Genomic DNA, 20,239 nt, shown 5'->3' with positions numbered 1-20,239 from the left:
AATGGGTAAGAGGCTAAAATTTTTTCAAAATAAATTATTGCATTTCTATAATTTCCTTGCTCATAAAAATAAATCCCAAGCTCTTCTGGTGCTTTTATTTCCCACCCTGATTTCGATGTCAATGCATCAAGAAGAATTACTCTTTCTTCCAGACGATTGCGATTTTTCAATTCATTTAAAATTGCATCGGCTTGGTCTTTTAAGTTCTTATTCTTATCAAAATACAATAAAAAAACCTCTCGAATAACATCGTACTCATCTAAAATATAATACAGTCTGATTAGGTTTATTAGAGGAACTATTTTAGATGGCTCTTTTTCTATTAAAGATAAAAAAATATTTTCAGCTTCTTTGATCCTTGCGTCACGAATGAAGAAAATAGCTCTGTCGTTTAACGTGTTCAAATCGGAATTATTTTCTGTGTCCAATATTCTTTGAGAATTATTTCTTTCTTTTGCAGGTTTACTTTCTTCGAGAATTCCAATTTTAGTTAAAGGAATAAAATATGTATCGGTTTCAAGAGCAGGAATTACTTTTCTTGGTAAAACACAAAATGCAGTAAATTGAAAAACAAAAAAATAGATAAGGTGTTTATGTATTCTTGGACTCATTTTGAATTTTTTGTGCATAGATTAAATATTTCATAGCTTTTTCAGGTTCTCCATTGAATAAATGCAAAAGGGAAAGGTCTAAAGCATCCTGTGAATCCGGTCCTGAAAAGTCTTCGGGATTTTCTTTATTCAGTTCTATTTTTGATTTGAATTCACTCAGTTTATTTTTTTTCTTTTTCTGAATTTTTTCAAATTGCTTCTTAGTTTCACTGTCTTGTTTGGTTTCATTAATTTGTTTAGTGAAGTCTGTATTTTTATTTACTAAATCGCCTAACGCTTGTATCGATTTCGTATAACTTCCTGTTTTTGAAAGTATATCAGATTTCAAAATTAAAAATCTTGTATCTTCTGGGAAATGTGTAGAATATTCATCTATGATTTTGAGTGTTTCATCGTATCGATTTCTTTCGTAGTAGAAGAAAATAAGAGCAGATAGAACTACTTTATTTTTAGGATTGATTTTGTAAGAATTCTGCAAGTAGATTTCAGTTTTTTCTTCTTTTCCAGATCTCTCATAAGCATTGGCAAGCAAAAGATGGGCATTGATATATCGTTTATCAAATTCAAGAGATTTTTTTAAATGAAGAATTGCATTTTCAATATTATCAGTTTTGTATTCTTCTACAGCAAGATTAAAGAAAGTCTCAGAACTTGGAGAGATATCGGATGCTTTTAAAAATAAATTGTATGCGTCCTTCCTATTCCCCAGTCTTGAATATAGCGAACCTAAATTTTGATAGCTTTTTACAAAGGAAGGGTCAAGCTCTATAGAAGATTTGTAGAATTGAATTGCATCTTCTATGTCACCGGCTTCTTCACAGGCAAGGGCTTGATTGTATAATTTTTTTGCGTTAGGCATTGAGTAATCTTTTAAAGTTGTATTTACTAATACTGAAGTTCCCATATAAGGCTAATATCCTAAATAATTTTATAATACTGCCTTAATTGTCGGTTTAGTAACCAAATTACACAATAAAGAATTATAGTGCGAGTCTTTTTCGGTAGATGTGATTTTTTCTGAGTTCATTTTTTATTTAGAAGTTGGGTATTTATTCAAGGTAATTCCAAAAACAGCAGTTTTTGTTTCATTAGGTAACATTTTTATAAGAGAGGCTTTTTTGTAGAAAAAGGAATTTCCTGTAGAGCTTAACGGTTCCACAGCAATCGATTTTCTATCTGGAGGTGTGTAGAGTTGAAAAAAATTATAGTTGATCGAATCTTTTGTAAATTTTTTTGGAGCGTGAATCATTAATTGGAGATTTTTGTTTTTGTTTATAATTGATAAAAAAGGATTCATTTCTTTCTTATCATAAGCCAGAGTATTGTCCCAAGAGATACCTTTTAAAGAATTTGTACTCGATTGCAAAGATAGTTTTTCCGGTTTGGATTGATTGTCGGGAAGCAATTTCTCATTTAATGGATAATTCATTGCAAGATTTGTTTCTATGTAACAGTCATCCACAGAGTCACCTAAGCAAAAATAAGGATGATACCCAAATGCAAAATATTGGATTTGTAAAGAAGTGTTTTTGAACATAGTTGTAATCGTTAATTTAGATTCACTTAGTTCGTATGTTTCTACAACCAAAGGATACAAATTGGTATCTAAAGGGTTTTCCGAAGTAATATTTATTTTTGTAGTGTCTTCACTTCTTTCCTCAAAAATCTTTCTGGGAGTATCGCAAATAAGTCCGTGGATCGGAAAATTATTACTATCTTTTTTTGCATTTGAAAAATCATAGATTGAATTTTGAAATTGGAAATTTTGATACTCAGACCTATTCACAAAAGGGAACATAAAAAAACACCCCGATATAAAAAAGTCTTTTGATTTATCGTATCCTTTTATTACATCAATCGCTTCATTACTGAAAGGGGACTTCAAACCGAGTTTCATCCACTGCCCACCTTCTTGTAAATTTAGAGCAAAATATGAGCAACCAGTATTGATTTCTTTTATCATAAAGAAAATATTTTGTGTCCATTGGATTTTTAATTCACTGAATTGCAAGAATTTGTATGGAAAAAATTCAAGGCTTTTAGATTTTAGGTGATAAGTACTTTTATGAAATTTATTTTAGCCAGTTTTTTAGTAAGTTTTATTGTCCGTTTCTGGTATTTTTTTATTAGACTGAAAGAGACTATTCACCCTGAATCAAAAAAGATTATCGAAGAAAAAAAGCCATTTATTTTAGCCGGTTATCACTCTTTTATACTTACTCTACTCTATCCGGTAAATACTACACTTCAGAAAAAAATGAAAAGACCGCTAACTCCTCTTGTGTCTTATTCTAAAGATGGAGAGCTTATCAACCAAACTTTTCTTAGGTTTGGAATGGTGTCGGTTCGAGGCTCTTCCAGTAAAGGTGGAGCGAGTGCTTTGAAAGCTATTATAAAAAAAATAAAAAATGGATTTGTTCCTATATTTACACCCGATGGGCCACGAGGTCCAATTTACCAAGTTCAGCCCGGTGTGATTCAGATTGCTTCTATGACTGGCGCTCCCATTGTAGCCGTCTGTCCTTCTTTTGATAGACATTATGAGGCTCGCAGTTGGGATAAACATAAATTTCCAAAGTTTGGTTCAACACAGTGGATTGATTATACAGAGCCGATCTATATACCTAAAGGATTAGATGAAAAAGGAATTCAACGTTATGCGAAAGAGTTAGAAGTAAAAATGATTGAGCAAAAAGATAAATTAGACCAAATTGCAAAAGACTATGCCATAAACAAGGACAAGCCATGATTATTAGAATATTTTTTTTGACTATGTTGTTATTTATATTTCAAAACTGTATAACGGTTTTTGATGGTGGCGGACAAACCCTTCATCTTCAAGAGTTTGTTTTGGCGGGGAGAGATACCGACAAAATAGTAATCATCCCAATTGAGGGAGTTATAAGCGAAAAGACAAATGAGAATTTTTTTGGAATAAAAAATGATTCTATTGTTTCTAAGATTAAAGAGCAACTAAAAAAAGTTGAATTTGACAATACTGTTAAAGGGGTGATTCTAAAAATTAATTCTCCCGGGGGAACGGTAACTGCGAGCGATATTTTATTTAATGAGATAAAAAAATTTAAAAAGAGAACAAATCTTCCGGTAGTTTCTGTCTTTATGGATACTTCCGCAAGTGGAGCCTATTACATTGCGATGGCTTCTGATTTTATTTGTGCCCACCCTACTACTGTTACCGGATCCATCGGTGTAATCATGCAAGGGTTTAACATAAAAGAAGGGTTAGAGAAAATTGGAGTAAAAGATCAGTCTTTTACATCTGGAGCGAATAAAAGTATTGGTTCATCTACTCGTGAAATGACAGCAGAACAAAAAAAGATTTTACAATCTGTGATCGACAGTCTTTACAATAGATTTTTTCATATTGTAAAAGAGGGGAGACCCAGCATTCAGGAAGATATTTTAAAAACATTGGCTGATGGTAGAATTTTTACGGCAGAGCAGGCATTGAAAAATGGTCTCATTGATAAAGTCGGGTATTTTGATGAGTTTATTTCTGATGTAATGGCAAGAAAAAATTATAGAAAGTCTCCCGGAAACAATAATCCAAGAATTGTTGTGTATTCAACTGAAAGAAAAATTATCAAAAATATATATCAAGTAAAAGAAGTAATCACATCAAATGATAACTTCATAAATAAATTTATTGGAATGGATACGTCATTCAAATTTATGTACCTCTGGAATCCGTAGTAAAATGCTTTTTAATTCCATTCCTTTTTTAATCCTTTTTATTATTACCTATGTAGTTTATTGGAATGTAGAAATTCAGAACAAGAAAAGAATTTTAGTACTTTCATCAATTATTTTTTATGCTTATTTTAGCTTACTTGTAGCTTTTCATTTTTTTCTCATTATAGTAATTAATTTTTATTTTTCTGAAAAACTCCATGAAAAAAAAGAAAAAAGAGAATCCACAAATACTTTAATCAAACTTATTGTGATTTTGAATTTAGTAAATCTTTCCGTATTTAAGTATTTTTATTTCTTTTCAGATATATTTTTTAGGATTTCGCATAACGTATTTTTTAAAGAAGTATCTTCTTCTGTGAATATTATTCTTCCTCTTGCGATAAGTTTTTATACTTTTCAACTTCTTGCACTTCAAATTGACATTCATAGGGGGAGATTAATAAAAAAAATATCATTTCAGGAATATTTTTTATTTATACTTTTTTTTCCTCAACTAATTGCGGGACCAATTATGAGAACAGAGGATTTTCTTCCTCAGCTAAATTCTCCAAAAATCACAAAAGATTCGATGAAGGAAGGTCTTTTCTTAATACTTGGAGGACTTTTTAAAAAAGTTGTTTTAGCCGACAACATAAGTCCTATTATCAATCCTCTATTTGCCAATCCGGAAAAGTTTGATTCCTTGTCTTTATTGGTTGGCTGTTTTGGATTTATTTCTCAAGTATATTGTGATTTTAGTGGTTATACAGATATAGCCAGAGGATTAGCGAAACTACTTGGATTTCAAATTCCTGAAAATTTTAGAGGGCCGTTTCTTTCTTCATCGTTTCGAGAGTTTTGGACGCGATGGCACATAACGCTCTCTACGTGGCTTCGAGATTATTTGTATATTCCGCTCGGTGGAAGTAGAATGGGGAGCTTTCGTTCTTCTTTTAATATGCTTGTGACTATGACTCTAGGTGGACTTTGGCATGGTGCAAATTTAACCTATTTACTTTGGGGATTTTTTTCCGGTTTAATGCTTTGGTTAGAAAGGATATTAGAGAAATTTGGTATTCCAGCCGAGCCTAAGTCTAAACTTGCTTCGGTATTCAAAACAGGAGTTGTATATTTTGCTTTTGCGATTTCTGGAATATTTTTTAGAACAGGAATATCTCAAGAAAATTCTTTAGAGCTTTGTTTGAGCTATTTCAAATCGCTCTTTCAGCTAACATATAGCTTGAATTCAGTTCGTTTGGAAGAAATTATACTCTATATCGGAACTACTTTTTTATTAAATTATTTTCAATCGAGAAATATTTTACAAAAGATCAATACTCAAGTAAAAGAAATTTTACTGATTTTTATTTCATTTATTATGCTGTTATTGCTTGGTCTTTTTGGTGACGGTGGAGGAGATTTTATTTATTTTCAATTTTAGTTTTCTTCTGCCAAAAATTATTTGCAAATTTTAGAATAAATGCAGTTAAATTCATCTATTCTTTGGAAAACTTCAACGGAGACTTTGCAATAGCTCAAAATTACCGATATAAAATATAAGGAATCTGATTTGTTTACAAAACTTGTGCTAAAAGTTTTCATTTTTTTTTGGGTGCTATCAGGAATATTTTGTTCTAACAGGGAATGGATTCGGAATTTACCTGATAGAGAGTTCTCCCGTGATGCAATTATCAATGGAAGTTTTGAAAGGCACACCAATCCCAAGTCTGCGATAAATTCTCGTTTTCATAAAAATGAATGGAGGGAATGGATCGTATTTGACAACAATTCAGGAAAATTTGAAAAAATATATTTAAGAGTTGATTACTTTGGAGACAGTAAAAATCTTAAAAAAATTATCGGTCGAGGAAACTACAAAATTAAGGGGAATTGGGTGATTTTAAATACATTAGAAAAAGCAGAAGTTAACCAAGACAATGAATCTGAAATTGTATTTAAAGATTTTCCACATTCGCTTTTGTATCACTATGATAAAAAATCAGAAACAATAATCCCTATGCAGTATGAATCAGGCTACACAGAAAAAAAATTTGGGGTAATTGATGGAGTAAGATTCGCATACATGGAAGATGAATATTTTTTTCTTTCCAGAAAAATTTACACATCTAAAGATTTTCAGTCCCACGCATACCATCGCGTAAAGTGAAATAGATTGTTTCAAGAAAATCTTGCTTCTATTATAAATTCTATAGAAGGATACTTTTTATTTTTAAAAACTCATAAAATTTATTTTTTATTAAAGTCTTTAACTTTGCTATTTTTTATCCTGTCTTTTCAATATTTGGATTGGGTTAATCTATGGTCATGTAAACTACTTGTAGGTGCTTTGGGTATAGTATTGTTTGCTGTAGATGAATACAACTCATATTTAAAAGCTCGTTTTCAAAAACTTGAAAGGTTTGCCTTAACTTCAAAAAATTATTCAACAGAAGAAATTAATCAAATTTTATTTCCCTCCAATTTCTCTGATTCAAATTATGAGATACTTGCTCAGTCAAAATCATTACATGTTCTTGGGGGAGATTTTTTTAATCATGCAATAGATAAAGACGGAAATTATTGGTTTGCAATTGGAGATTCTTGCGGAAATGATTTGAACTCTCATCTTTTCAGTGCGAATATTTTAAATTATATGAATTTCTATATCAATGTTTGTAAAACACCTAAAGAAGTCGTTGAGAACATAAACAAGAAATTAATTGGAAAAAAAATGATTTTTTATTCAAATGAAAAAAATAAGATTGAGCAATACGCTACAATTTTAGTAATGAAGGCAGATAAAGAAGGAAATATTGAGCATTATGGACTCCACCCCAATCCTATTTTATTACAGTATAATTCAAAAAAAATCGAAATTATTGAAACAGTCGGAACATATATTGGATTTCCTGATGATGAAAGAAATCAAGAGTCTGAAAAATTTCAACTAAAAACTGGAGATCTGTTATTTTTATTTACAGACGGAATCTTTGAACAAAAAAATAAAAACAACAAATACTATGGAGAGAGAATTTACAAATTTATTGAAAAAGAAAATACTGATTCAATAAACAATAGAATTGATTCTTTGTTTGAGGAAATTTCTGAATTTGCATCGGGTGATCTTAGTGACGACATGACGTTGATGGTTATCAAAAAGAAATGAATTTATCTGAATTCGAGTTAAAAATTTCTACAAATTTGTCTTTATCTGAAAAAGATTCAAGAAAGATGGATCGGACGTTAGATGATATTGCTCAAGAAATTGGAATGGATAAGTTTGAGATATTGGATTTTATAAGCTATAGCGCAGATGAGGAATTAAAAAATTTGCAGTTTAATTATAATTGGGAAATTTTTAGAAATAAATTGATTAAGAGACTTAAGCCTAAAAGACAAGGAAAGTCAAGTTGAATAGTTAGCCCGAATTTTATATGAGCGATTTTTTAATTATTAACGGAAAGAAATTGCAGTCGGAATCTGCATTCATATCTGCTGTAGATTCTGGATTTACTTACGGCTTTGCGATTTATGAAACATTTTTTATTAAAGATTCAAGGGTTGCATTTTTTAATGAGCACGTAGAAAGAATGCGGAAGTCTATTGAATATTTTCAAATTAGAATAGAAAATGATTTTACTGAAAAAATAAAAAGTCAAACAAAAGAGCTAATTCATTCAAATCAAATTAAAAATGGTAGAATGAGACTAACTTTAAGTCCAGGGGTTTGGAGTTTACCGGATCTGAAATCAAATTCAGTCACTACTGTTCTTTCTGCATCTCCGATCTTACATACAAATACATCTATTCAATTAATGGTATCATCATTTAGAAAAACAAATGAGGTTTTTTTACCGGACTTTGTAAAAGTGACAGGAAACTTTCCTTCAATTTTTAGCTACAAAGAAGCAAAAGAAAATGGTTTCGATGAGGCAGTTTTACTCCGTAAAGATGGAATCGTGACTGAAGGGTCTTTTTGTAATTTGTTTTGGATCGATGAAAAAGACAGAATAAAAACTCCTTCTTTGGATTCTTGTATTTTAGGTGGAGTAACTCGAAGTGAAATATTAAAAGCCGCAGAATCTATAGGCATAAAAATTATTGAAGGAAAGTTTTCCCAGAACGAACTAAAATCCTGCAAGTTAATTTATATTTCCAGTTCAACAAGAGGACTTTTAAGAGTAAGCCAATTGGATAAAAGAATTTTCCCGGAAATTCAACCTGACTCAATTCTAAATATTCAGAAAGAGTATGAAAAAAGAGAAAGCGAATCTCTCAAATTATTTTCGGACTAATACTTTTTTCCGGAAATTTTTTCTGTTCTATATCGAATTCTTGCAGCAAGCTCTTCTTTACCGATGGATGTATAGTATGTCTCAAGCTTGAGTAAAGTCTCTAAATCGTTAGGGTTTTTATCAAACTCATCCAATAAAATTCTTTCTTCTTCAGAGTGGAGATGAAAAGAGGCAGAAGGTTTATTTAGATATTCAGTATTTTTCAGTAATACTCCTGAAGTCGAAGAATCACTTACAATATTCCTGTTTCCTGAAATAATGACTACAATCGTAATAAGTAAAACCCCAGATAAGGAATACTGAAAAGCTCTATTGGTTAATACAAAATCAAAAATACTTTCAGAAATTTGTTTTTTTGAGACGTTTACTTTTTCAGCTTGTAGTTTCTGGATTAATTTTTGATTAAAATCTCCTGACAACTGAACTTCAGAAATTTCTTGTTTTCTGATTTCCGATAAACATCGGATCAGACTGCATTCTAATTTTCTGTGGTATTTTTCATCATCTCCTGTTAAGAAGTATAAAATTCTGGTCTTCAAACAATTATAAATATCTTTAAGATGCAAAGTAACCTTCTCCTTTTTCGTCCTGAAGAATTAAATGTTTCAGAAACTCTTTCGCTTTGAATAGCCTGCTCTTGACAGTCCCCACGTTTACTCCGATTACTTGTGCAATTTCAGAATACGACATTTCTTCAAAATACCTCAACTCAATCACCTGCTTGTAAATTTCTTCAAGTTGATTGATTTTAGTTATTAGATAGGTTGACTCATCAGAGAGTTCTAATTTTTTTTCATAACCAATTCGATCATCTATAAATTGATTCTCATTTTCATCTATCGGCTTCTCTTTTTCACGCTTCTTTTTTGACAAAAGATCTTTAGATTTATTTACAACGATTCTATAAAGCCAAGTATATACCCCGGCTTCGGCTCTGAATTTATCAATCGATCTATAACCGGAAATCATAGCTTCCTGAACTATATCTTCTGCATCATCCTCGTCTTTGACCATCGAAACAGCTTTGCGGAATAGTCTCTCCCTGAATGGAGTTACTAACTCAATATAAGCACTTTGGTCGCCGCCTTTAATCCTCTTCAAAAGGATAATTTCTTTCTCTCTAAGAGTCATAGCTACCTATTTTTAGAATTAATCTAAAAGCCTAAGTTTAAAACTTTTTTTACAGGATTTATATGTATGTTTTTCGGGCTACTGCAAAAATTTTTGAAAAGTTAGTTTGGATTTTATATAATAACTTGGCTTTCTTTTGAGTTATTTGGGATTTTCTTCAACGATTTGTATTTTTGTGTTTTTTACAAGCGACATAAATTGAATTCGTCTATTTAGTGGGAACTCCACTTTTTTAGTGAGGTTTTTCAATTTTTAGATTTTTCTCCTTGAATTAAAACTTTATACCTCCTATCACCTGCCCTTTGCCTCTATTGTTACATAGAGAAAAAATTTTTACAGAAAAAGTCTAAATCTGCACTAAATGTGTAACCCCCTAAAAAAGTGGAGTTCCCACATTTTTGCACGAAAAGTGCAAAATCTGCACTAAAGGCGTAATTTCTTGAAAACGATGGAGTTCCCACATTTCTGCACGAAAAGAGCAAAATCTGCACTAAATGTGTAATTTCTTGAAAACGATGGAGATCCCACATTTTTGCACGAAAAGTGCAAAACCTGCACTAAAAGCGTAATATTAAAAACTCCACTAAAAATAAAACTATTTAGAAAAGATACTAACTCCATTATTTCTGACCTCAGACTTCAAGCATCAGTCCTCCGAATTGGAGATCCCACTTAAAATGCAGTCCTCCAGATAACTGCATTTTTTACTAATTCTGAATTTGTGCGGAATTGAAGTTTTTTTTTGATATTTGCTCTATGAGATTCGATTGTGCTTACTGATAAACACAAATTTTTTGAAATACCTTGAGTTGAAACTCCTTCCCCGATATAGGAAAATATTTCCAACTCTCTTGCGGATAGTTTCCAAATATTTGTGTCTGAGTTTTTATCATTTTTATTAAGACTGTTGACAGCCATAGTTTTAGAAATTCTCTCGCTTATATAAAATTTTCCGTTACGAATTTCACTTATGGCTTGTAGGATATTTTGAGTGCATTCTTGCTTAGAAATAAATCCGTTGGCACCGGCTTGAATTGCCTTCTCTACAATAACAGGCTCAATGTGCATCGAGTAAGCCAAGATTTTTATTTTTGAGAATCTCTTTCTGAGTGCTTTAATAAATTCGATTCCTTCTAAATTGGTTTGAATAGATATATCTGTAATAATCAAACTAGGTTTATTTTTCAGGATTTCTTTTAGTCCTGATTCTATAGATTGTGAAAGTCCGACAATTTCTAAATTCGAGTCATTTTTTAATAATGACGATACCCCTTCTAAAATAGCGGGGTGGTCGTCAATAATCACAATTTTTAATTTCTCATTACGTATTTTCTTTCTCATAAAAATGTCGCTAAATTTAGAATTAAGCTAACCTTAGCTCCGGTATTGTTATTTTCTCTGATAATAGTTCCCCCGCTTGCGGTTGCAAGGAGATAAGCAGTGTAAAGACCCAAACCTGACCCATCTTTCTTGGAAGATTTTAATTCGCTAAGAGGAGAGGCTAAAATTTCTTTTTGAAAGCCTGGACCGTCATCTTGTAAAATCAAAGCAATCCGATTCTTTTCTAAGACTGAGTAGTTTAGTACAATTTGTTTTGCTTTGATTTTTCCATCTCCCTGACAAGCATTTAAGACTATATTTTCAAAAATTCTATATAAGTTTGAATTACCTCCATTAACAAATACAGAGGGCATTTGAGTTGTTGGCAGAATAAATTTTATGTTTGGAAATCGTAATTTCATTAATCGAAAAATTTCTTTTACTACCTGATCTGTCTCAATCACTTCCATTTTACCAATATCTTTTTGTCCTGCATTTTTAATATCTTCCCATGTTGTTTCAATACTCTTTAGGCAATTTTGGAGGGTTGAAATTTTTTTAATTACTTGTATTTGAATTTTCTTCTTTTTCATTGAATGATATAGATCATCCAAGATAAATCGCATAGCTGAAATAGAATTTCCAGCGTCATGGTTATTTCCAAGAATCCTGATAAAGGCTCCGGATAGTTTTACCAATTCAGAAGTTTTGCTCTCGATAATTTGGGCATCCATAAGAGCACGAAGTTCGTTTTGTTTTTTTATATTATCAAAATGATCTTTTCCTGTTTTCCCAGAAATCAGCATTGCAGTAATTGTTATACTGCACATTACTAATAGAATAGAGCGATCTTCGGTATTTTTTATATGATAAAAGCAAAAGCAAAAAACTAAAAGCATTCCCAAAGCTAAAAATGGCTCTCGAATATTTACTTGATGAAAATACGAATGATAAACACCGACAAATAAAAGTAAAGAGCCAAACAGTAAAGTTCCTTTTTCACTTGCAATCATTGCAACTCCGATATTTCCATAAAGTAATATATTAGAAATCGTTAAAAGTAAAAAATTAACTTCGCTTAACCTTCCTTGTTTCTTCAACAAATATGATGTAAGTATCCCGCCGATGAATACGGGAATTGTTCCAAAAATTGCAACCCAAAACGTTAGACCAATAGCATTATTTAACTTTGGAAGAAATGAAATTATGGCAAACATAAATATCAGAAAAATTTCAGAAACGATCCAGTTTTTATAGTTTGTAGCTGCTAAAATAAAATTTACATCCTGTCGATTTTTCCAATTTCTAAAGGGATGAACAATTAAATAAAATATGGAATTATCTGAAATTTTCATACATGCATGGTATAGCAAAAACCGCTAAAATACAATAGTTTTTTTTGTTATGATGACAAAAACCTCAATAAATATCGGGGTTTTTTGAAATTGAAATTGAAAATGTGAATGCAATAGTTGGAAAAAAAATGACTCGACTTTCTTGAAACAACTATCCTATGCTATCAATTTCAAATTATGAAATAGGGAATATAAAAGAATGAATGGTCTTACGGAGAATAAGCAAATTACAAAAACAAGTATTTTTATTAATCCTTTAGATGAAAATTTGTCGGAAAGACAAAAAGAAATTTTAAATTTAATCTCACTAGGCTTTAATTATAGGGACATTGCAGATGAATTAAATATTAGTCCTCATACCGTTAGGCGACACACTGAAAACATTTATCAAAAATTAAGGGTAAACAAAAAACTGAGGCAATCAGAAAATACCATCAATAATTGAGGTGTAGGGCAAGATGTCCTATTTACAAGTCAAAATAAAATATATATGTTTATAGGCAATGTATTCAATGATTGTAAACGGAGAAAAAGTATTATGAGTTGGAAACCAATATATAGCTTGTGCATTGCATTATTATTTGCGAACCAAGGTCTTTTGGCGGAGGAGATTATTTTAAAAAATATTGATTCTAAAATACAAATTGGGAAAAATATAGAACTTTATGAAGACAAAACCGGCTTAATTTCTTTTAAAGAAATTTATTCTGAAAAGCCAGATTTTCATTTTCAAAAAAGTGCATCAGACTCTCCCGGATTTGGATATGTGAAATCTAATGTTTGGGCTAAATTTTCTGTTAAGAATGAATCAGACTTTGATACTTGGTATTTAGAGCATAGCTACGCTCCTATGGACGATATAAAAGTATTTATAGTAAAAAATCGGAATATAGATGAATTTCAATCAGGTAGGATTTATCCATTTTCAAATAAGCAAATCAAACAGAAAAATAATGTGTTTCGGTTGCAGATGCAAAAAGGAGAGTCTATCAAAATTTTTATGAGGCTACAAACAATTTCTTCTATGCTTATCCCGCTTGCAATCTGGAAATCAGAATCCTTTACGGAAAATTTGAATCAGGAGAGTGCACTATGGGGTTTTTATTATGGTATGTGTATCATCATGTGCTTGTACCACTTATTTCTTTTTGTTAGCATAAAAGATATTACCTATTTATACTATAGTGCGTTTATCATTGGGGCGGCAGGATTTACAGCGTCTGTAATGGGACAAGGGCATGAGTTTATCTGGGGAAATTTTCCAAAATTTTCTAGGTATTCTATTTTAGTATTTTGGTTTTTTGCAGTTGCAAGTTTTTCTATATTTTCTACAAAGTTTTTAGAATTGCATCGACTCACCCCAATTTTAAATAAAATCATTCTTGGTTTTTTTTCGCTTTGGACTTTCTTTTTATTTACAATATTTTTATTTCCTGACATTAGATTGATTTCAAGACTACTCCCAATATTTGCAATTGTTTCTTTTCCATTTATAATCGTTGCAGGGATCCGCTCTTTACAAAAAGGGTTTAAGCCTGCTCGATTGTATCTATTGGCTTTTGCTTCATTTTTACTTGGAGGGTTGATCTACGCCGCAAAATCCATTGGCTGGCTTCCCCATAATATATTTACGAACTACATAATGCAGATCGGAAATATCGGAGATTTTTTAATCCTTAGTTTTGCACTCGCTGGCAAGTGGAATCTTATGAAAGACGAAAAAGAACATGCACAAAAAGAGGCAGCCGCTCACAAAGAGGCTTTGGCCAATTCTTATGCAAGATTTATTCCACAAGAAAAATTCAGTCTAATCGGGAAAAAATCTGTAACTGAAGTTTCTCTCGGCGATGCATCTGAGGCTGAAATTACTGTGTTGTTTTCAGACATACGCTCTTTTACGACATTGTCCGAGACGATGAGTCCTACAGAAAATTTTGAATTTTTAAATGCACTTATGAAAAGAACAGGGCCCGTTATTCGAGAAAACAACGGTTTTATAGATAAGTATATTGGTGATGCGATCATGGCAATTTTTCCAGATAGCCCTGAAGATGCTATCCACGCAGGAATTCAGATGAAGCAAAACTTATTTTTGTACAATGCTCGTAGAAAAGTGAAAGGCCTTCCCGAATTAAGAATTGGAATTGGTATCAATACTGGTAGAGTGATTGTTGGGACTATTGGAGAAAACGAAAGAATGGACGCTACAGTGATTTCAGACGCAGTCAATCTTGCATCTCGGATTGAAGGTTTGACTAAGCAGTTTGAGACCACTATGTTGATTTCAGAACAGACTTTATTTCGACTCCCTGATCCTTCAAAATTTAAGTATAGAATGTTAGATCAAGTTTATGTGAAAGGCAAAAAAGAGCCGGTCGCAATTTTTGAAATCTTTGACGGAGACCCTCCGGAAATATTTAGTATGAAGTGCATCATGCAAAGAAGTTTTGAGCATGGTGTGCAGAGTTTTCAGAATGGTGAATATTCGGATGCAATAAATATTTTTAAGAAAATCTTAAACGTAAATAATGATGATGTTCAGGCAAAAATTTATTTAGATCGGTCAGTAAAATTTTCTAAGCAAGAAAAGATTTTGGTATTCAATGGTTTTAATCATTAGTATGAAAAAATGAATACTCTATGAGTTAAGTTTTTTTGAGGACTAAAAAACTAATATCGTCTGAGATTTGTATCTCATCAATTTTTTTAAGAAGAATACTATGGATTTCATCAGGAAATTTATCTCCATGATTTTGTAGTATCTTCTCGAGTCCTTCTACTCCAAATTCTCTGCCATCTTTATAGACTCCTTCAGTGATCCCATCTGTATAAACCAATAGAGTGTCTCCCGAATTCATAAAAAATTCTTTGTTTGGGATGAGTCCTACCTTGTCTTGCGCCAATTTTCCAAGACCAATCCAAATTCCTTCTGTCTCTAATCGTTCAACTGTTTTTGTCATTTTGCGATAGATTAAAATATCTTGATGGTGTCCTGAAAAATGAAACACTCCTGTCTTGTCAAAATTCATCACAGTGATAGTCATGTATTTGTATTCATTTTTGGATATTTTTTGAATATTATCTTCTATACCGAGGATTAAATTTTTTAAAATATCTGCGGGAGTGTAATTTTCTTTTTTAGACAACAATAAATGAATAGAAGTTTGCACCATCATCATTACAAGACCAGACAGAATTCCATGCCCAGAAACATCTCCTATAACAAGCCAGTCTTTTTCATTTCCATGAATAATATCGTAATAGTCTCCCCCTACGGATTCTGATGGTTTCATATAAGAGCTGATTTCATACCCTTCACTGTTTGGATTTTCAGGCAATAGGGAGAGTTGAATATTGGAAGTGATTTCCATTTCTTTTTCAAGCTTTGCAGAATCTTGTCTTTTGGCGATGAGCCTTGCATTATCAATAGAAATTGCTGCTTGAGTAGATAAAACAGAAAGCAATTCTATTCTTTCTTTTGTAAAGGTATTTGTAGATAAATTATTTTCTAAGTACAAAATTCCTGACATACTCCTTTTGTACAATATAGGAATACATAAAACAGAACGTAACTTGTGAAGTGCAATATACGGATCTTGTACAAACATTTCTGATTCTTTGGCATTTGGTAAAATTACGCTTTCCTTAGTCTTCCAGACATAGTTGACAATTGTTTTTGGTATATCTGTGAATTCTTCCAGTAGCACTGATTTTAATTCGCTTGAATTTTTTTTAGAATACGCAGAGGCTTCTATGTAGAGTTTTCCATTTTTCTCGAGAATTAAATGCCCTTTTTGTGCTCCGGCGTTTTCCATAGAGATTGCTATAATTTTTTCTAAGAGTACATTTAGCTCTATTTCACTGGAAAGTACGTGAGAAAATTTCATAATCGTAGAAAAATCTAAATCTATGGAAAGCGATTGCGACTGAATAGAATCTATACTGGCTATTCCGATAGAGTCTTTGTCATACTTTGGAAGAGTATTTGAATATATAGAATCAAAATTTTTCAATAAACCGAATGCTCCCCATTTATTGTAACAAATTCTGGATTGAGAGAGACACATTTTGGCATTGTCTTTTAAATTGAATTTCAAATAAAATTTTCCTGCAAGCTCGTAAGCTAACGCCTCATCTTGAAGAAATAAATTCTTTCGTGAATCTTGAATTGCTTTCTCATATAGAAAGATTGCTTTACCCACATTGCCTGCCATTTGTGCAATCTCTGCTTCAATTAAAGATACCTTGTTAGAAAAATTTTCCGGATTTATTTTTTCGCAAGAACGAATCTTGGAGAGATTTTTTTTTATAATTCTTGTTTGTTTTAATTTTTCAAAGTAGCTAAAATTATCTTTTTGTAAGAGTGCTAATCTGGAAAGTGAATCATAAAAGTAAAACACGATTAAAGCAAAAACACTTAATCCACCATCAAGAGTTTTCTGATTTTTGTTTCCATAAGAAATTGCTTTTTGTATATCTCCAAACAAAAAATTTAATGTTAGACCATTCAAATACAAATGAAAAAGACTCGTCCTGTCATTTTGTGAAATATAACTTTTAAGCATAGAGTCTTCATTAAAATATTTTCCTTCCACCTTCCCTGTGAATGCCTCCTCCCCGAACAGTATGGAAATAATTTGTTGATAGTTGGCAAGGACTTGGTAATCGGCTTTTTGTTTTAAATTGACAGATGCGCCTGCGTATTTTTCAACTTCTTTCTTTGTATCATCCAAAGGGTTTCCTGAAAGAAAATAATAATAGCTATATACAAAAGCAGAATGGGATGCAAATTCTATATCTCCTACATGAAGTGCGTTTAGATAGGATTCTGATAAAGGAATTAAACTAGATCGTATGTGGTTAACCCAAGGACGAATAAAAGTGTTATAAACAAAATAGGTTCTAGGTTTTTGCCCAACCGCATTAAATTTCTCTGCCAAGGAAATTGCTGATAGTCCGATTTTTTCTGCAAATTGAAAAAAATTTAATGAAGATAGAATCAAGCCTAATCCGGCATAATTATAAGGAGAGTATTGTGAATTGCCTTTTTGCAGAGATAGATTGACGACTTTCAAAATTAGCAGAGGCAATAAATCGGGATTTGCCCAGTATGCAGCAGAGTTGATGCTGGAAATAATTCTAATTGCAGATAAAATTTTCAGATCATTCATTGTTTTTATAACCTGAATATTATTTTTTTTGAGAGAGAGCTGAAACTTTGCATGGATTAAAGCAAATAGAGCGTGTATTTGTTTCGGCTTTTTTGGGAATCGAATCTTTAATTGTTTAAGTATGTTCAATCCGGTTTCGACTGCCCCTTTCAAATCATGGGTTGCAATGAGCATTTTAATTTTTATCTCATACACTTGTATTTTATCTGCAATAGAAACAGATTTTTTTAAAATCACTTCTAATAGATTATCCATCTCTTCATACTTTTGACAGAGATAGGAGGCTTCGGCTGTATGAATGAAAATATCGTACGTTAGTTGGTATTGGTTTATCCAAGGATTTATTTCCCAGTCTATTAGGGCTTTTGCATTGAGCAGATAATGCAAGGCACTTTGGTAGGCTGCAGAGCCTAAGGCTCTTTTACCTGCGATAAGATTGATTTTTATAATTTCTGCTCTTTCTTCTGAAATATATCTTTCTCTCGCTACCTGATTTAACTGATCGGCGATGTAAAATATTTTTTCTTTGATTTCTTCTTCGGAATACGTGAGTAAACTTAATTGTCCGATTTTTTTGTGAATTCGATTTTTTTCTTCTTCTTTTAAGAGAGAATATGCTGCTTCTTGTATTCTATCGTGTAAAAATCTGTAGGTATCTTCATTTGTGTAAATGAGCCCTTCTTCGATTGCTTCATTCAATATGTCAAGAGTTTCTTCGTACGTTTTTTCATAAACCGGAATCAATTGTTCTAAATTAAATCTATTCCCTATGCAAGCACAAATCTTGAAAAGTTCTTGAAGTGGAGTGGAGAGCTTTAAAATTTTCTCGGCCATAAGATCAACTACATTCTCGGTTACCTCCTTAGATAGAATTCTTTTATAATCCCAAACCCACCCGTCTTTTTCAGAAAAATACACAATTTTTTCTTCGTACATTGATTTAATAAATTGATTAAGGAAAAATGGATTTCCTCTTGTTTTTTCAAATAGGATGTTTCCGATATCTTTTATGTATTTTGTATCATTTCCAATCAAATGCTCTAAGAATTTTGTTACCATATCTGAATTCAAAGAGTTTAGGTGTATATGCTCGATAAGAATGTTTTCTTTCTTAAAATTATCAATCAATATATTGAATGGATGAGAATCGGGAACTTCATTGTCTCTATAAGAAATAATTAAAAAGAAATATTTGAGGCTTTGTTCTTGAGTCAAAATTTTTAAAAGTTGCAGACTGGGTTGATCTGCCCACTGCAAATCGTCTAAAAATAGAGTCAGAGGATTTTCTTTTCTGGAAAAAACTTTTACAAAATTTACAAAAGTATAATTGAATCGGTTTTGCGATTCTTCGGAATTCAGTTCAGCTGCTTGAGGATGTTTTCCAACAATCAATTCTAATTCTGGAATTACTTTTATTATTATTTCTACGTTGCTCCCGATAGAATTCAGTATTTTTGTTTTCCATTCTTCAATTCTAATTTCACTCTCAGATAAAATTTGACGAATTAAATTTTGAAACGCTTGAATAATGGAGCTAAAGGGTACATCTTTTCTTAGCTTCTCGTATTTTCCTGAAATAAAAAAACCATGACTCTTAACGATAGGTTTATGAACTTCATTTACTATCCGAGATTTCCCGATCCCCGGAAGACCGGAAACAAGCATGATCCTTGTCTCTCCCTCTAAAACTTTTTCATAACAATTCAATAGATTGGTAACCTCTTTTTCTCTTCCGAAAATTTTTTGTGGCAAGACAAATCGATCTGATATATCGAGGCTCCCTACCTGAAAATCTGAAATATTTTTTTTGTTTGCAAATTGCTCATAAGTGTATTCCAATTCACACTTTAATCCGTAAGCACTTTGGTACCTATCCTCTGGAGATTTAGCCATTAGTTTTTGAATAATTTTTGAAATTGTAATAGGGATAGAGGGATTTAAAATATGAAGGTCTTCAAATTCTTTTGCAATATGTGAATAAATCAGATCTAAAGGCTCATTGGAAATAAAAGGCAGTCGTCCGGATAAAATCTCGTAGAAAGTTACTCCCAGTGAATACAAATCGGTTCTATAATCTATAGAAAGATTCATTCTACCCGTTTGTTCAGGAGAGATATAGGGCAAAGTTCCTTCGATAGTTTTTGGGTGATAGATCTCTCTGATCTCATCATTTAAAATAACAGAAATTCCAAAATCGGTAATCTTTGCGGAAACGATCTTTTTATTTTTTTCTTTTACAATGATGTTCTGTGGTTTGATGTCTTTGTGGATTATGTTTTGACTGTGGATGGATGATAACGTACCAGCAAGTTGAATTGCTATAGGGAAAAAATCAGAAATTTCAATAGAGCCTCGTTTTAAAAAATTTTTTAAAGAGTCACCTTCAGTGTCTTCGATAACGATAGCAATCAAATCCTCGTGTTGTACGATTCCATGATTTTGGATGATTCCTTCATGTCGAATATTTTGAACTAATTTTGTTTCTTGTTTCAATCTTGCGATATCTGATAGAGAATTGAATTTTCTTTTTAAGATTTTTAAAATTACTGTCTGAGATTTATTTTTCTGTTTTGCGCGATAGACGAATGACCTATGGGATTCTGCGATTTTTTCCAATAAGACATAATCACTAAAAATTTCTAAAGTTTCGTTCATAGTCAGTA

The 20,239-nt window shown here is 31.8% G+C and carries 17 protein-coding genes (1 of these 17 only partly in view); 9 read left to right on the top strand and 8 right to left on the bottom strand.

What is annotated here, in order from left to right; translation table 11 throughout:
- The 3 genes from HS129_10960 to HS129_10950 form a co-directional block, all read right to left on the bottom strand.
- Positions 1-611, bottom strand: partial view of a CDC27 family protein gene (locus tag HS129_10960; protein ID MBE7412559.1) — the 5' portion only. 394 nt of this gene lie to the left of the window's left edge; only the first 611 of its 1,005 coding nucleotides appear in the window; it begins with the start codon at positions 609-611; the stop codon falls past the left edge of the window.
- On the bottom strand, positions 592-1,515 hold the full coding sequence (locus HS129_10955; protein ID MBE7412558.1) for a tetratricopeptide repeat protein: 924 nt from the start codon (positions 1,513-1,515) through the stop codon (positions 592-594). Before HS129_10955 ends, HS129_10960 begins: the two co-directional genes overlap by 20 nt.
- Before the next feature lie 126 nt (positions 1,516-1,641).
- On the bottom strand, positions 1,642-2,574 hold the full coding sequence (locus HS129_10950) for an aldose 1-epimerase (protein ID MBE7412557.1): 933 nt from the start codon (positions 2,572-2,574) through the stop codon (positions 1,642-1,644).
- A 294-nt stretch (positions 2,575-2,868) separates the two neighbouring features.
- On the opposite strand from HS129_10950, the gene HS129_10945 reads away from it, so the two are divergent.
- The 7 genes from HS129_10945 (at position 2,869) to HS129_10915 (ending at position 8,599) form a co-directional block, all read left to right on the top strand.
- Complete coding sequence (locus HS129_10945) at positions 2,869-3,360, top strand: lysophospholipid acyltransferase family protein (protein MBE7412556.1); 492 nt, start codon at positions 2,869-2,871, stop codon at positions 3,358-3,360.
- Positions 3,357-4,325 carry a signal peptide peptidase SppA gene (gene sppA, locus HS129_10940; GenBank protein MBE7412555.1) on the top strand — a complete coding sequence of 323 codons (969 nt, stop codon included), beginning with the start codon at positions 3,357-3,359 and terminating at the stop codon, positions 4,323-4,325. The genes HS129_10945 and sppA overlap by 4 nt, the downstream gene beginning before the upstream one ends.
- Before the next feature lie 4 nt (positions 4,326-4,329).
- Entirely contained in the window at positions 4,330-5,745 is a 1,416-nt protein-coding gene (locus HS129_10935) for an MBOAT family protein (GenBank protein ID MBE7412554.1), read from the top strand.
- 129 nt (positions 5,746-5,874) lie between these two features.
- A complete protein-coding gene (locus HS129_10930; protein MBE7412553.1) occupies positions 5,875-6,471 on the top strand; it encodes a hypothetical protein in 597 nt (198 codons plus the stop codon).
- 6 nt (positions 6,472-6,477) lie between these two features.
- Positions 6,478-7,470: a serine/threonine-protein phosphatase gene (locus HS129_10925; protein MBE7412552.1), complete on the top strand. Its 993-nt coding sequence runs from the start codon at positions 6,478-6,480 to the stop codon at positions 7,468-7,470.
- Positions 7,467-7,718 carry a hypothetical protein gene (locus HS129_10920; GenBank protein MBE7412551.1) on the top strand — a complete coding sequence of 84 codons (252 nt, stop codon included), beginning with the start codon at positions 7,467-7,469 and terminating at the stop codon, positions 7,716-7,718. The genes HS129_10925 and HS129_10920 overlap by 4 nt, the downstream gene beginning before the upstream one ends.
- Before the next feature lie 20 nt (positions 7,719-7,738).
- Entirely contained in the window at positions 7,739-8,599 is an 861-nt protein-coding gene (locus HS129_10915; protein ID MBE7412550.1) for an aminotransferase class IV, read from the top strand.
- On the opposite strand, the gene HS129_10910 is transcribed toward HS129_10915, so the two are convergent.
- The 4 genes from HS129_10910 to HS129_10895 all read right to left on the bottom strand — a co-directional run bounded on the left by HS129_10910 (position 8,596) and on the right by HS129_10895 (position 12,405).
- Positions 8,596-9,165, bottom strand: coding sequence for a hypothetical protein (locus HS129_10910; GenBank protein MBE7412549.1), 570 nt, complete (start codon positions 9,163-9,165; stop codon positions 8,596-8,598). The two genes, HS129_10915 and HS129_10910, sit on opposite strands and share 4 nt — an antisense overlap.
- On the bottom strand, positions 9,155-9,730 hold the full coding sequence (locus HS129_10905) for a sigma-70 family RNA polymerase sigma factor (GenBank protein ID MBE7412548.1): 576 nt from the start codon (positions 9,728-9,730) through the stop codon (positions 9,155-9,157). Before HS129_10905 ends, HS129_10910 begins: the two co-directional genes overlap by 11 nt.
- Positions 9,731-10,402: 672 nt before the next feature.
- Positions 10,403-11,071 (bottom strand): response regulator transcription factor, encoded by a 669-nt coding sequence (locus tag HS129_10900; GenBank protein ID MBE7412547.1) that lies wholly within the window; start codon positions 11,069-11,071, stop codon positions 10,403-10,405.
- Positions 11,068-12,405, bottom strand: a complete 1,338-nt coding sequence (locus HS129_10895; protein MBE7412546.1) for a hypothetical protein — start codon at positions 12,403-12,405, stop codon at positions 11,068-11,070. The genes HS129_10900 and HS129_10895 overlap by 4 nt, the downstream gene beginning before the upstream one ends.
- Positions 12,406-12,604: 199 nt before the next feature.
- On the opposite strand from HS129_10895, the gene HS129_10890 reads away from it, so the two are divergent.
- Both HS129_10890 and HS129_10885 read left to right on the top strand, forming a co-directional pair.
- Entirely contained in the window at positions 12,605-12,850 is a 246-nt protein-coding gene (locus HS129_10890; GenBank protein ID MBE7412545.1) for a response regulator transcription factor, read from the top strand.
- A 93-nt stretch (positions 12,851-12,943) separates the two neighbouring features.
- Positions 12,944-15,025 (top strand): hypothetical protein, encoded by a 2,082-nt coding sequence (locus tag HS129_10885; GenBank protein ID MBE7412544.1) that lies wholly within the window; start codon positions 12,944-12,946, stop codon positions 15,023-15,025.
- Between the two features lie 25 nt (positions 15,026-15,050).
- Here HS129_10885 and HS129_10880 read toward each other — a convergent pair whose 3' ends face one another.
- Complete coding sequence (locus HS129_10880) at positions 15,051-20,231, bottom strand: AAA family ATPase (protein ID MBE7412543.1); 5,181 nt, start codon at positions 20,229-20,231, stop codon at positions 15,051-15,053.
- Positions 20,232-20,239: the final 8 nt, after the last annotated feature.

The sequence above is a fragment of the Leptospiraceae bacterium genome (assembly GCA_015075105.1).
Lineage (GTDB): Bacteria > Spirochaetota > Leptospiria > Leptospirales > Leptospiraceae > JABWCC01.
Note: the sequence above shows the minus strand (reverse complement) of the source record. Positions and strands in the feature narration are given on the sequence as shown.